Raw genomic sequence first — 13,235 nt, 5'->3', positions numbered from 1 at the left:
GCCATGAGCTGCGCGAGATCGGCTTTCGCTCCTTCTTCCGCGAGCATGCGCCGGAGTTCAGCGTGCTTGAAACGCTGGTCAATCTGGAAGCCAACCAGGTGACCCATGACGCGATGATCGATCTTCTGGCGCGCTATCCGGATCTTGCCGGCTGCTACGTCGCCGGCGGTGGCATGGAAGGCGCGGTCTCGGCGCTGCGGGCAGCGAAGCCCGCGACCATGCCGGTGGTCGTCTGCAACGAGATCAACGCCGAGTCGCGCGCGGCACTCGCCGACAACATCCTCACCATGGTGATCTCGACCCCGCTCGCTGCTTTATGCCGTGAGCTCGTCGACCTGATGGCGCATGCCATCGAAACCGGCGCCGCCAACGCTCCGGGCCAGACCTTTCTGCCCTTCGACATCTATCTGCCGGAAAACATCTAGCCAGCCGCCGCGCGAGGTGCCGAGGCAAATGATAGAATCCATCAGAGCGATGCGTAAATCGGCCCGCAGGCCGCGGAATCGCCCTTGACGCCCCGATGTGAAATGGAATAAATATTTCATCATCTGTATATTTTGGTTCTTTCGTTCCGGAATATCTGTTTCAAACAGAGGGTTTGACGTTCCAGCCAACGGCAAGCGTCACCCGGAATAGAAATGACATCAGGGAGAGATTCCCCGGGGAGATCGGGGATTCCGGATAAATCGGTGAAACCGGACACCAATATGTGGAGGAGAAACACAATGAAGAAATTGATTTTAGGCGTCGCCTTCGCGGCGCTGATGAGTTCATCCGCTCTGGCCGCCAAGGTTGGCGTGTCGATGGCCAAGTTCGACGACAACTTCCTGACCGTGCTGCGGAACGGCATGATCGAGCAGGCCAAGGGTATGAGCGGCGTCGAGCTGCAGGTCGAGGACGCGCAGAACGACGTTGCCAAGCAGCTTGACCAGATCAAGAACTTCGCCGCTTCGGGCGTCGACGCCATCATCGTCAACCCGGTCGACACTTCGGCCACGCAGGCGATGTCGGATGCCGCCGCCGCAGCCAAGATCCCGCTGGTCTATGTCAACCGCGAGCCGGTCAACGTCGACACGCTGCCCGACAACCAGGCCTTCGTCGCCTCGAACGAAGCCGATTCCGGCACGCTCGAGACCAAGGAAGTCTGCCGCCTGTTCAAGGAAGCCGGCAAGAAGGAAGCCAATGTCTATGTGATCATGGGCGAGCTTTCCAACCAGGCCGCCGTGCAGCGCACCAAGGACATCGACGATGTGATCGCGACGCCGGATTGCAGCTTCATCAAGATCATCGACAAGCAGACGTCGAACTGGAACCGCGACGAGGCGCAGAACCTGATGACCAACTGGCTGTCGACCGGCAAGCCGTTCGATGGCGTCATCGCCAACAATGACGAAAGCGCCATCGGCGCCATCCAGGCGATGAAGGCCGGCAACATCGACATGAAGGCGGTTGTCGTCGGCGGCGTCGATGCCACCCAGGACGCGCTGGCGGCCATGCAGGCAGGCGACCTCGACGTAACCGTGTTCCAGGACGCCGCCGGCCAGGGCGCCGGCGCTCTCGATGCGGCGCTCAAGCTCTCCAAGGGCGAGAAGGTCGAGCACAAGGTCTACGTGCCCTTCCAGCTGGTGACACCAGCCAACATCGACAAGTTCCTGAAGAAGAACTGAGCCGCCAGCGGTTCGATACGGAGCGGCGCTCTCGATCAAGACAGCGCCGCTCCCCTCTCTCCCTCAGCGCCGGCACGGCGCGAGGGCGACCGCGGCTGATGGAGGACAGAATACGTGGCACAGACATCTCATGGCGTCGGCGGCGTCGGTTATGATGCGAAGAAGCGCACATGGCCGGCCGAGTTCAATGTTTTTCTGGCACTGGTCATTCTCGTCGTCATCTTCGAACTCATCGGCCGCATCTTTCTCGGCGACAGCTTCCTGTTCAACACACGCAGCGATGTCGGCGGCATCTTCAACGAAGCGCGCCTGCAGATCATCATCCTGCAGGTGTCGATCGTCGGCATCATCGCCATCGGCGTGACACAGGTCATCATCACCGGCGGCATCGACCTGTCCTCGGGCTCGATCGTCGGCGCGACCGCCATGATCGCCATGAGCTTCGCCCAGGTGGCGACGGTCAACGGCAACCCCAATCCCAAGGCGATGTTCCTGGCGCAAGGCTGGACCGACCTGCCTGTCATCGTGCCGCTGCTGGTGGCGATCGCCTGCGGCCTCTTCGCCGGCCTGGTCAATGGCGCGCTGATCGCCTACACGCGCATTCCGCCGTTCATCGCCACGCTCGGCATGATGGTGACCGCGCGCGGCATCGCCAAATGGTGGTCCAAGGGCCAGCCGATCTCGTTTCCCACCGAGAGTTTCGCCAGCATCGGCAAAGGCCTGATGCCGGTCGTCATCTTCCTGTCGCTGGCCATCCTGTTCCAGCTGATCATGACCTATACGAGGTACGGCAAGCACTGTTACGCGATCGGCTCCAACGAGGACGCCGCGCGCATGTCCGGCATCAAGATCGCCAATCACAAGATCCTGGTCTACGTCATCGCCGGCATTCTCGCCGCGCTCGCCGCCGTGGTGCTGAGCTCCAAGAACCTGACCGCGCAGTCCGGCATGGGCGTGATGTACGAACTCGACGCCATCGCCATGGCGGTCATCGGCGGGGTCTCGCTGTCGGGCGGCCGCGGCTCGATCATCGGCACGGTGATCGGCTCGCTGATCTTCGGCGTCATCATCTCCGGCTTCACCTTCCTGCGCCTCGACGCCTACTACCAGGAGATGGTCAAGGGCGTGATCATCGTCGGTGCGGTGGTTCTCGACCAGTGGCGCCAACGCCTGCGGGCAATGAGGGCATGACCATGTCAGACATCGTCCTGAAGACCGAAAACCTGACCAAGCGCTATGGCGGCGTGCATGCGCTGGAAGGCGCGAACTTCGAGCTGCGCAAGGGCGAGCATGTCGCCATCATGGGCGACAACGGCGCCGGCAAATCGACCTTCGTGCGCCAGATCACCGGCGTCGAGCAGCGCACCAGCGGCCAGATCTGGTTCGACGGCAAGGAAGTGAATTTTGCCGGGCCGATCGAGGCCCGCACGGCGGGCATCGAGACCGTGTTCCAGAATCTGGCGCTGGCCGACGATCTCGACGTGCCGTCGAACCTGTTCCTCGGCCGCGAGAAGGTTTTGTTCAACCTCGGCCCGTTCTCGATCCTCGACCGCAAATACATGCGCAAGGCAACCGAGGCGGCGCTGGTCCGCACGGCGGTGAAGATCCCCAATCTGTCCAACACCATCCGCCACATGTCAGGCGGCCAGCGCCAGTGCGTGGCGATCGCCCGGACGGCGACCTTCGCCTCCAAGCTGATCATCATGGACGAGCCCACCGCCGCCCTTGGCGTGCAGGAGACCGCGCAGGTCGAAAACATCGTGCGTACGCTGAAGGACAATGGCGAGCCGCTGATCCTGATCAGCCACAATATGCGCCAGGTGTTCGATCTCTGCGACCGTATCGTCGTGTTCCGGCGCGGCCGCATCGTCGCCAATCTGCGCAAGGAGAACACCGACGGAAACGATATCGTCTCCTACATCACCGGCGCCAAGACCGGGGAGGCGGAACTCGCGGCCTAAAACAGGATGGTCATCCTGTTTCTGGCGCGCTCGAAAAATAGCCTTGCCACCTTTCCCCAAAAGCAAGGTGCGGACAACTCTCTCCAACCCATTCCCCAGAGGAAATACCCATGACCGTTCGCTTCGCTCTCCTCGGTGCCGGCCGCATCGGCAAGGTCCACGCCCGTGCCGTCGGCTCCAATCCGCAGGCCAAACTGGTTGCGGTTGCCGATGCGTTCGAGAAGGCGGCCACCGAACTGGCCAGCGCCTATGGCGCCGAGGTGCGCAGCATCGAGGACATCGAGAAAGCCGGAGATATCGACGCCGTCATCATCTGCACGCCGACCGACACCCATGCCGATCTGATCGAGCGCTTCGCCAAGGCCGGCAAGGCGATCTTCTGCGAGAAGCCGATCGACCTCGACGTCAAGCGCGTCGAGAAATGCCTGGCCGTGGTCGAGAAGACCAAGGCGACGCTGATGGTCGGCTTCAACAGGCGCTTCGATCCGCACTTCGCCGCCGTGCGCAAGGCGATCGACGACGGCGCCATCGGCACCGTCGAGATGGTCACCATCACCTCGCGCGATCCCGGCGCGCCGCCGATCGACTACATCAAGCGTTCGGGCGGCATTTTTCGCGACATGACCATCCATGATTTCGACATGGCGCGCTTCCTGCTCGGCGAAGAGGTCGTGGCGGTCAGCGCCCATGCCTCGGTGCTGGTCGACAAGAAGATTGGTGATGCCGGCGATTTCGATAGCGTCAGTGTCATCCTCGAAACCGCTTCCGGCAAGCAGGCCGTCATCTCCAACTCGCGTCGCGCCACCTATGGCTACGACCAGCGCATCGAGGTGCACGGCTCGAAAGGCATGGTTGCCGCCGAGAACCAGCGCCCGGTGTCGATCGAGCTGGCCAACGAGAAGGGCTATACCCGCCCGCCGCTGCACGACTTCTTCATGACCCGCTATCTCGACGCCTATGCCAATGAGATCGCTGCTTTCATCGCCGCAGCGACGTTAGGCAAGAAGGCCGCGCCGAGCGGTGCGGACGGACTGGTGGCGCTGAAACTGGCCGACGCAGCGCTGAAATCAGCGACGACCGGCAAGACTGTCCGTCTCGACCAGTAAGAGAACCCTAAGGAAAAACCACAGGAGCAGAGCGATGAGCGCATCAGCCGATCGCAATTCACAGACACGCGCCATCGTCACCGGCGGCGCGCAAGGCATTGGCTTTGCCGTCGCCGAAGCCTTGGCCGATGAAGGCTGCCGGGCACTGGCGCTCATCGGCCGCTCGCAGGAGAAGGGCGACAAGGCTGTCGCCCATTTCAAGAAAGCCGGCGTCGATGCGATTTTCATCAGCGCCGATGTGTCAAAAGTGGCGGACTGCAAGCGCGCGGTCGCCACCGCGATCTCGCATTTCGGCACCGTCAACGCGCTGGTCAACGCCGCCGCCACTTCGGCGCGCGGTTCGCTGGTCGAAACCTCCGAAGAGTTGTTCGATACGATTTTCGATACCAATGTGCGCGGCCCGTTCTTCCTGATGCAGGGCGTGGTGGCGCATCTCCTGGAAAAGAAGGCACCCGGCTCGATCGTCAACGTGCTGTCGATGTCGGCGCATACCGGCCAGTCGTTCCTGACGCCCTATTCGACCAGCAAGGGCGCGCTGATGACGCTGACCAAGAACGTGGCCAATGCCTATCGCTACAACCGCATCCGCTGCAATGCGGTGCTGCCCGGCTGGATGGACACGGAAGGTGAGGATATCGTGCAGAAGAAGTGGCACGACGCGCCGGACGACTGGCTGGCGAAGGCCGAAGCGACGCAGCCGATGGGCCAGTTGGTCAAGCCGGACCAGCTTGCCCGTCTGATCAGCTACATGGTCAGCCCACAGTCCGGTGTCATGACCGGGTCGCTGGTCGACTACGATCAAAGCATTGCGGGGGCGTCACCGGAGTAACGCCGGCGAGTCTCAAACGCCCATCACTTCGTCATCCACGGGCGGAGCAAGGAGCGTAGCGACGCAGCGCAGACCCGAGGATCCATGCCGCGACTTCTGAGCGTTGCTGCGGTGCGGAATTCTGCTCCGCTGCACCATTCGGCCAAAGTCACGGAATGGATCCCAGGGTCTCCGCGACGGAGCTTCGCTCCTGCTCCGCCCAGGGAGGACGAAGTTTGGGTGCTTCGGCCATCCCGAATTGTCTCCGCATCAGGGCACGTGACAAGTGCCTCCGCATCGACTATATGAGCCTCATGATCAACCTGACCGCCACATATTGGTACTTTAGGAGCTCGCTGGCGGCGGGAGGATTGCGCTCGATCTGAAGATTGCAGCAACAAGATCCGAACAGCCGCCATACCTGGCGGCTTTTTTGTTTTCAGCCGGCAGGTTCCCTCTAAATCAAAGAGGAGCATGATGTCGTCCGAAAACCGCTTCACACTTTTCGGCATCATGCTCTCGACAGGAGCAGAAAGCCGTGTTGACCACCACAGACGACCTCCGGGTCAAGGAAATCCGAGAACTGAGCACACCGGACGAGGTGATGCGGGAGATACCGCGCACTTTGACGGCGACGCGCACCGTCAGCGCATCGCGCAACGCAATCCATGCCATCTTGAACGGGACCGACGACCGGCTGCTCGTCATCGTCGGCCCGTGTTCGATCCACGATCCGGTCGCGGCCGTCGATTACGCCAGCCGTCTGGCGGCGCTGCGCGAGAGCCTGTCGGACCGGCTGGAGATCGTGATGCGGGTCTATTTCGAAAAGCCGCGCACGACGGTCGGCTGGAAAGGCCTGATCAACGATCCCGACCTCGACGGCAGCTTCAACATCGACAAGGGGCTGCGGATGGCACGCAATGTGCTGTCGGCCGTCAACAATCTCGGCCTGCCGGCGGCGACCGAATTCCTCGACATGACCACCCCGCAATACATTGCCGACCTCGTGGCCTGGGGCGCGATCGGCGCGCGCACGACCGAGAGCCAGATCCACCGCGAACTGGCCTCGGGCCTCTCCTGCCCGGTCGGCTTCAAGAACGGCACCGACGGCAATCTGCGCATAGCCGCCGAGGCGGTGAAATCCGCCGCGCAGCCGCATCATTTCATGGCGGTGACCAAGGGCGGGCGCAGCGGCATCGCCACGACCACGGGCAATGAGGACTGCCACGTTATCCTGCGCGGCGGCGTTCAGCCGAACTATGACACGGCGAGCGTCGAAGCCGCCGCTGTGGAACTCGCCCGCATCGGCGTTGCGCCCCGTCTGATGATCGACGTCAGCCACGCCAACTCGGCCAAGAAGCCCGAGAACCAGCCCAAGGTGGCGGCAGATGTCGCCGGCCAGGTCGCGGCAGGCGACGAGCGCATCATCGGCCTGATGATCGAGAGCAATCTCGTCGCCGGCCGGCAGGACGTGGTGCCGGGCAAGCCGCTGGTCTATGGCCAGAGCATCACCGATGGCTGCATCGACTGGGCGACCACCGAGACGGTGCTGCACGGCCTTGCCGGCGCCGTCGAGTGGCGCCGCTCGGCACGCCGCGCCATGATCGACAACCGGCAGGGAGCTGCCTGATAGGGCATAGGGAAGTGGGCGGCGGTGACCGGGATTACGCCGCCCTTAATCCTTCCCATGCCGTGAACACCGACACGGCAAAGAGCAGCAGTCCGGCCGCCCGGCCGGCAAAAATGGTCGCCCGCGGATTGGCGATCAGAAGGTTGCGGCTGCGGCCGGCCGTGATAGCCAACCCGCCATAGATCGCAGCCTGCGTCACCACGGTCAGCAGCCCCATGACCGTCGCCTGCATCCAGATCGGACCGTAGTCCGGTTTCAGGAACTGCGGGTATACGGCAAGCACGAACAGGTATGCCTTCGGGTTGATCAGGCAGGTCACAAACCCCTGGCGAAACGCCTTCCACGCGGAACGGCTGCCGGCAGGCCCCTCCTGGCCGACAGTGATGGAACTGCGCATCAGCGTGATACCGATGAAGGCCATGTAGGCGGCGCCGGCAAGCAGAAGGGGCTTGAACAGGATCGGCACGAAATGCATCAGCAGGCCGACGCCGATGGCGCCGTTCAGCGTGTGCACCATGCCGCCGACCATGATGCCGCCGGTCGCAGCAAGGCCTCGGTCGCGGCCGCCGGTCAGTGCATTGGCAAGCACGAAGAGCATGTCCATGCCCGGAACGGCGATGATGCCGAACAGCAGGATAAAGAAAAGCCAGAGATTTTCCGCATAGCCCATGTCAGTTGCCTGCCGCCTCGCTCCGCCAAACCGCAGCGGAACCTGTTGATTTTCAATTCGATAGGCGCTCCTATAGGTCAGCCCAACTGACGATGGTGTGTCAGTTGTGATGGAAACCGGGCGAGAAAAATGCGCAAGGCGTCGCGCCTGTTCGAGATCATCCAGATCGTGCGGCTGGCGCGGCAGCCGGTGACGGCAGCGACGATCGCCGAGCGGCTGGAGGTGACGGTGCGCTCGATCTATCGCGACATTGCCGCCCTGCAGGCGATGCGCGTGCCGATCGAGGGCGGACGCGGCATCGGCTACATCCTGCGTCCCGGCTTCGACCTGCCGCCGCTGATGTTCTCGATCGAGGAGATGGAGGCGATCGTCCTGTCGCTGGCGCTGCTGGAGCGCACCGGCGACAGCGAGCTCAAGCAGGCGGCCAAGCGCGTCAGCGCCAAGATCGCCGGCGCGGTGCCGCCGCCCTTGCGCCAGGTATTCGACGCCAATGCGCTGCATGCGTGGGGGTTCGCCGCGCCTTCGACCGGCGCGATCGACCTTGCGCTGGTGCGACGCGCCATCCGCGACGAGGAGAAGCTCGACCTCTCCTATCGAGACGAAATGGGCCGCGCCTCCGAGCGCCTCATCCGCCCGATCGCGCTGATCTACTACGCCGAAACCGCCAACATCGTCGCCTGGTGCGAGCTGCGCCAGGCGATCCGCAATTTCCGCAGCGACCGGATCGCGGATTGCCAGGCGACCGGGTTACGCTTCAAGGGCGAAGGCGACCGCTTGCGGCAGGTCTGGGTGAATGGATGGGAGACGAACGTCGCTGCCACGGTCGTCTGAGCGGGCTTATATCACCGTACGTCCACCCAGCGCTTTTCCTCGAACGAGCGCGCCATCGCGTGCACCGTGCGCTCGATCTCCAGCCCTTCGGCAAACTCGATGAGCCGCGCCGGCTTGCCTTCAAGCCGCGTCAGCAATTCGTGGCACTCGATGATCTTGAGATCGTTGAAGCCGAGGCCATGGCCCGGCGCCGGCACGAAGAGGTCATAGGGCTTGTGGTGCGGCGCCACCAGGATGGTGCGGTAGCCCTGTTCGGTCGGCCGGTCTGATGTGAGATAGAGCTGGAATTCGTTCGATCGTTCCTGGTCGAACAGGATCGACCCTTTAGAGCCGAAGATCTGGACGGCGATGCGGCCCTTGCGGCCCCAGGCCGAGCGGTTGACCAGCAGCGTGCCGGCAATGCCGTTTTCCAGATGCATCAGCACGCTGGCGATGTCGTAGGTCTCCACCGCGCGACGACCGCCGCTGGCCAGCTTGCGATCGGCATAGGGTTTAGCCATGTCGCAGATGACACTGGCGACGCGGCCGAACAGGGCCGAGACCAGAGACAGCGGATGCACGGCGAAATCGTCGAGCGCGCCATAGCCGGAAGCTGCTTCGTGCTTCCAGAAGAACAGCGCTTCGGGGTCGGCCATGAAGTCCTCGTCCATCTCGATGCGCAGATGGTTGACCTCGCCGATGATCTTCTCTTCCAGCAGCGCGCCGATATGGCGGATGGCCGGGCTCTGGATGTAGTTGTAGCCGAGGGCCGCGACCTTGCCGGACTTTTTCGCCGCGGCCGCCATCGCCTCGGCCTCGGCAAAGCTCGGCGCCATCGGCTTTTCGCACCACAGATGCTTGCCTGCTTCGAGGATGGCGACGGCCATTTCCGGGTGGAACTGGTTGGGCGTGGTCAGCGAGACGATGTCGACTTCGGGATCGTTGACGACGGCGCGCCAGTCGCCCGACGCCTTGGCGAAACCGAACTCGCCGGCCTTGCGCCGGGCAAGCTCTTCATTGACCTCGCCGAGATGGACCAGCCGTGGCTTGGCCACGTCGGGAAAGACAGCGCTGACGGCACTCCATGCGATGGCGTGACACTTGCCCATGAAACCCGTACCGATGAGACCGACGCCGACCATTTTCCGTTTCTCCACTGCTTGAAGCGCTGCGTGGATGAATTAGTCCATTTTCTCCTGAAATGGAATGTCTGCCTCATTTTTTATGGTGTTCTTGCGCAGGCTCGCTATGATGAGGCACAGAGGACGCTTCACGCATGAGCCTGGACAGAGCGACGATGGACGAACGGGTACCTCGCGATTTCGAGACGCTGCGCACCACCATCCTGGAGCGACGCGAAAGCCTGCCGAAGCGCATCGCCCAGATCGCTGCCCATGCGCTCGACAATCCCGACGATATCGCCTTCGGCACCGCCGCCAGCATCGCCGCTTCGGCCGGCGTGCAGCCTTCGACCCTGATCCGATTTGCCCAGCAGCTTGGCTTCGATGGTTTCACCAGCCTGCAGCAGGTGTTTCGCGAGCGGCTGCGCGAGCGCAACTCATCCTATGACGAAAGGCTGCAGGCGCTGCGCGTCAAGGCTGAGGGAGGCGCCGGCCACCGGGCGATCTTCGACGGCTTCGTCGCCGCCGCCTCGACCTCGCTCAACGATATCTCGCGCACGCTGGACGAAGCGCATCTGGAAGACGCTATTTCCCTGCTGGCAAAGGCGGAAACCATCTATGTGCTGGCCAAGCGGCGCTCCTATCCGGTGGCGTCCTACATCGCCTATGCACTGGGCAAGCTGAAGATCCGCAACCAGCTGATCGAATCGGCGGCCGGGCTGAATGCCGAGATGATCGGCTTCGCCACGCCGGCGGATGCCGTCATCGCCATCTCCTTCTCGCCCTACGCGCCCGCCACGATCGAGGAGGCGCGCAGCATTTCGGAACAGGGCGTGCCGATCGTCGCCATCACCGACAGCTCGTTTTCGCCGCTCGCCCAGTTCGCCAAGGTCTGGTTCGAGGTTGCCGAGGCCGATTTCGCCGGCTTCCGCTCACTGTCGGCGACAATGGCGCTGGCCATGGCACTGACCGTCGGCGTCGGCGAGAAGCGGCGCGACACGGGCAGGAAGCGCAAGGCCTGATCCACCGCCGAAAAGGTACTTTTCACCGAAGGAATGCTCATTCCATATTGACTATGGATTGGAATTATTATTTCATATTCCCGGCGCCACGCTGCCGCTCGCGCGTGTACCCCAACACAACAAGGCCGACGGGAGGTTCCAATGAGCGAAGCCGTGGACGCTGAATACGCGCCGCTGGACGTCATCACCATCGGTCGCGCTTCCGTCGACCTTTACGGCCAGCAGATCGGCTCGCGGCTGGAGGACATCACCTCCTTCGCCAAGTCGGTCGGCGGCTGCCCGGCCAACATCTCGGTCGGCACCGCCAGGCTCGGCCTGCGCTCGGCGCTGCTCACCCGCGTCGGCGACGAGCAGATGGGCCGCTTCATCCGCGAGCAGCTGACGCGTGAAGGCGTCAATGTCGACGGGCTCAAGACCGACAAGGAGCGGCTGACCGCACTGGTGCTGCTGTCGGTCGAGGACGAAGGCGTCTCGCCGATGATCTTCTATCGCTCGGACTGCGCCGACATGGCGCTGGCGCCGGAAGACATCGATGAGGCCTTCATCGCCTCGGCGCGCTCGATCGTCGTCACCGGCACGCATTTTTCCAGGCCCAACAGCGATGCCGCGCAGCGCAAGGCGATCCGCATCATGAAGGCCAAGGGCGGCAAGGTGGTGTTCGACATCGACTACCGGCCGAACCTGTGGGGTCTCGCCGGCCATGCCGAAGGGTTCGAGCGCTATGTGAAATCGGACCGGGTCTCGGCGCAGCTGAAGACGGTGCTGCCCGACTGCGACCTCATCGTCGGCACCGAGGAAGAGATCATGATCGCGTCGGGCGCCGATGATTGCCTGAGCGCCTTGAAGACAATCCGCTCGCTGTCGTCCGCCACCATCGTCCTGAAGCGCGGCGCGATGGGCTGCATCGTCTATGACGGACCGATCAGCGACGATCTCGAGGACGGCGTCGTCGGCAAGGGGTTTCCGATCGAGATCTACAATGTGCTCGGCGCCGGCGACGCCTTCATGTCGGGCTTCCTGCGCGGCTGGCTGGGCGGCGAAGACCATGCGACGGCGGCGACCTGGGCCAATGCCTGCGGCGCCTTCGCCGTGTCGCGGCTGCTCTGCGCGCCGGAATATCCGACCTTCGAGGAGCTGCGGTTCTTCCTCAAGAACGGCAGCAGGCATCTGGCGTTGCGCAAGGACGAGGCGATCAACCACATCCATTGGGCAACGACGCGCCGGCGCGACATTCCCTCGATGATGGCGCTCGCCTGCGACCACCGCGTGCAGCTCGAGGATGTGGCGGCGAAGGCCGGTGCCGATCCCGCACGCATCCAGGATTTCAAGGTGCTGGCGGTCAAGGCGGCGGCGAAGGTTGCCGCCGGCCGCGACGGCTACGGCATGCTGATCGACGAGAAACACGGCCGCAAGGCGATGTTCGAATTCGCCAGGCATTCCTTCGCCTGGCTCGGGCGGCCGGTGGAGCTGCCGGGTTCGCGGCCGCTGCGCTTCGAATTCTCGCAGGACATCGGCTCGCAGCTCACCGAGTGGCCGGTCGACCATTGCATCAAATGCCTGTGCTTCTATCATCCCGACGATCCGGCGGCGCTCAAGGACGAACAGCAGCAGAAGTTGCGCGCGCTGTTCGAAGGCGCGCGGAAGGTCGGCAGGGAGCTTCTCATCGAGATCATTGCCGGCAAGCATGGCAAGCTCGACGACACGACGATCCCGCGCGCGCTGGAGGAACTCTATGCGCTCGGCATCAAGCCGGACTGGTGGAAGCTCGAGCCGCAGGCGTCGAGCGGCGCCTGGGCGAAGATCGAGGCCGTGATCCTGAAGCACGACCCCTGGTGCCGCGGCGTCGTGCTGCTGGGCCTGGAAGCGCCGCAGGACGAGCTGGAAGCGGCGTTCGCCGCCACCGCCAAGGCACCCATCGTCAAGGGTTTTGCCGTCGGCCGCACCATCTTCGTCCATGCGGCCGAACAATGGCTGGCCGGCAGGATGTCGGATGACGAGGCGATCGCCGACATGGCGCAGCGCTTCGAACAGTTGACGGATGCGTGGCTTGCCGCGCGCGGCCGCAAGGCGGCATAAGAAGGCGCGGAATAGGACTGCGGAGGAAAACACCATGAGCAAGACAATCCGCCTGACGATGGCGCAGGCGCTGACCCGCTTCCTGTCGCGCCAGATGACTGAGATCGACGGTAGCAAAGTCCCGATCTTCGGCGGCGTCTGGGCGATCTTCGGCCACGGCAATGTCGCCGGCATCGGCGAGGCGCTCTATCAGGTGCGCGACGAACTGCCGACCTTTCGCGCCCACAACGAACAGGCGATGGCGCATGCGGCAATCGCCTACGCCAAGGCCAATTTCCGCCGCCGCTTCATGGCCGCGACCTCTTCGATCGGCCCCGGCGCGCTCAACATGGTGACGGCGGCGGCGCTCGCCCATGTAAACAGG

The 13,235-nt window shown here is 63.4% G+C and carries 13 protein-coding genes; 11 read left to right on the top strand and 2 right to left on the bottom strand.

Annotated elements, in window-relative coordinates; translation table 11 throughout:
* The 7 genes from EN914_RS07415 to EN914_RS07380 form a co-directional block, all read left to right on the top strand.
* Nucleotides 1-425: substrate-binding domain-containing protein (locus EN914_RS07415; RefSeq protein ID WP_348629979.1), on the top strand; the 425-nt coding region annotated here is incomplete at its 5' end.
* Nucleotides 426-725: 300 nt separating this feature from the next.
* Nucleotides 726-1,667, top strand: a complete 942-nt coding sequence (locus EN914_RS07410) for a sugar ABC transporter substrate-binding protein (RefSeq protein ID WP_024502009.1) — start codon at nt 726-728, stop codon at nt 1,665-1,667.
* Between the two features lie 114 nt (nt 1,668-1,781).
* Complete coding sequence (locus EN914_RS07405; RefSeq protein ID WP_013528362.1) at nt 1,782-2,858, top strand: ABC transporter permease; 1,077 nt, start codon at nt 1,782-1,784, stop codon at nt 2,856-2,858.
* A gap of 2 nt (nt 2,859-2,860) precedes the next feature.
* Nucleotides 2,861-3,628: an ATP-binding cassette domain-containing protein gene (locus EN914_RS07400; RefSeq protein ID WP_023810655.1), complete on the top strand. Its 768-nt coding sequence runs from the start codon at nt 2,861-2,863 to the stop codon at nt 3,626-3,628.
* A 110-nt stretch (nt 3,629-3,738) separates the two neighbouring features.
* Nucleotides 3,739-4,734, top strand: coding sequence for an inositol 2-dehydrogenase (iolG, locus tag EN914_RS07395; RefSeq protein ID WP_024502010.1), 996 nt, complete (start codon nt 3,739-3,741; stop codon nt 4,732-4,734).
* 34 nt (nt 4,735-4,768) lie between these two features.
* On the top strand, nt 4,769-5,563 hold the full coding sequence (locus tag EN914_RS07390) for an SDR family oxidoreductase (RefSeq protein ID WP_013528365.1): 795 nt from the start codon (nt 4,769-4,771) through the stop codon (nt 5,561-5,563).
* A gap of 517 nt (nt 5,564-6,080) precedes the next feature.
* Nucleotides 6,081-7,172, top strand: a complete 1,092-nt coding sequence (locus EN914_RS07380) for a 3-deoxy-7-phosphoheptulonate synthase (protein ID WP_024502011.1) — start codon at nt 6,081-6,083, stop codon at nt 7,170-7,172.
* Nucleotides 7,173-7,206: 34 nt separating this feature from the next.
* Here the strand turns inward: EN914_RS07380 and EN914_RS07375 are convergent, their stop codons facing one another.
* Nucleotides 7,207-7,842 carry a LysE family translocator gene (locus tag EN914_RS07375; protein ID WP_024502012.1) on the bottom strand — a complete coding sequence of 212 codons (636 nt, stop codon included), beginning with the start codon at nt 7,840-7,842 and terminating at the stop codon, nt 7,207-7,209.
* Nucleotides 7,843-7,971: 129 nt separating this feature from the next.
* Between EN914_RS07375 and EN914_RS07370 the strand changes: the two genes are divergently transcribed.
* Nucleotides 7,972-8,673 carry a YafY family protein gene (locus tag EN914_RS07370; protein WP_024502013.1) on the top strand — a complete coding sequence of 234 codons (702 nt, stop codon included), beginning with the start codon at nt 7,972-7,974 and terminating at the stop codon, nt 8,671-8,673.
* A gap of 11 nt (nt 8,674-8,684) precedes the next feature.
* Here EN914_RS07370 and EN914_RS07365 read toward each other — a convergent pair whose 3' ends face one another.
* The gene (locus tag EN914_RS07365; RefSeq protein WP_013528369.1) at nt 8,685-9,794 is read right to left on the bottom strand and encodes a Gfo/Idh/MocA family protein; all 1,110 of its coding nucleotides are present in this window, start codon (nt 9,792-9,794) and stop codon (nt 8,685-8,687) included.
* Nucleotides 9,795-9,949: 155 nt separating this feature from the next.
* Here EN914_RS07365 and EN914_RS07360 point away from each other — a divergent pair, with 155 nt between their 5' ends.
* The 3 genes from EN914_RS07360 to EN914_RS07350 form a co-directional block, all read left to right on the top strand.
* A complete protein-coding gene (locus EN914_RS07360; protein WP_024502014.1) occupies nt 9,950-10,795 on the top strand; it encodes a MurR/RpiR family transcriptional regulator in 846 nt (281 codons plus the stop codon).
* 141 nt (nt 10,796-10,936) lie between these two features.
* Nucleotides 10,937-12,871: a 5-dehydro-2-deoxygluconokinase gene (gene iolC, locus EN914_RS07355; RefSeq protein ID WP_024502015.1), complete on the top strand. Its 1,935-nt coding sequence runs from the start codon at nt 10,937-10,939 to the stop codon at nt 12,869-12,871.
* A gap of 34 nt (nt 12,872-12,905) precedes the next feature.
* On the top strand, nt 12,906-13,235 hold a 330-nt coding region (locus EN914_RS07350), incomplete at its 3' end, for a thiamine pyrophosphate-binding protein (protein ID WP_245497806.1).

Source organism: Mesorhizobium sp. M7A.F.Ca.CA.001.08.2.1 (genome assembly GCF_003998455.1).
GTDB classification, from domain to species: domain Bacteria; phylum Pseudomonadota; class Alphaproteobacteria; order Rhizobiales; family Rhizobiaceae; genus Mesorhizobium; species Mesorhizobium ciceri.
Note: the sequence above shows the minus strand (reverse complement) of the source record. Positions and strands in the feature narration are given on the sequence as shown.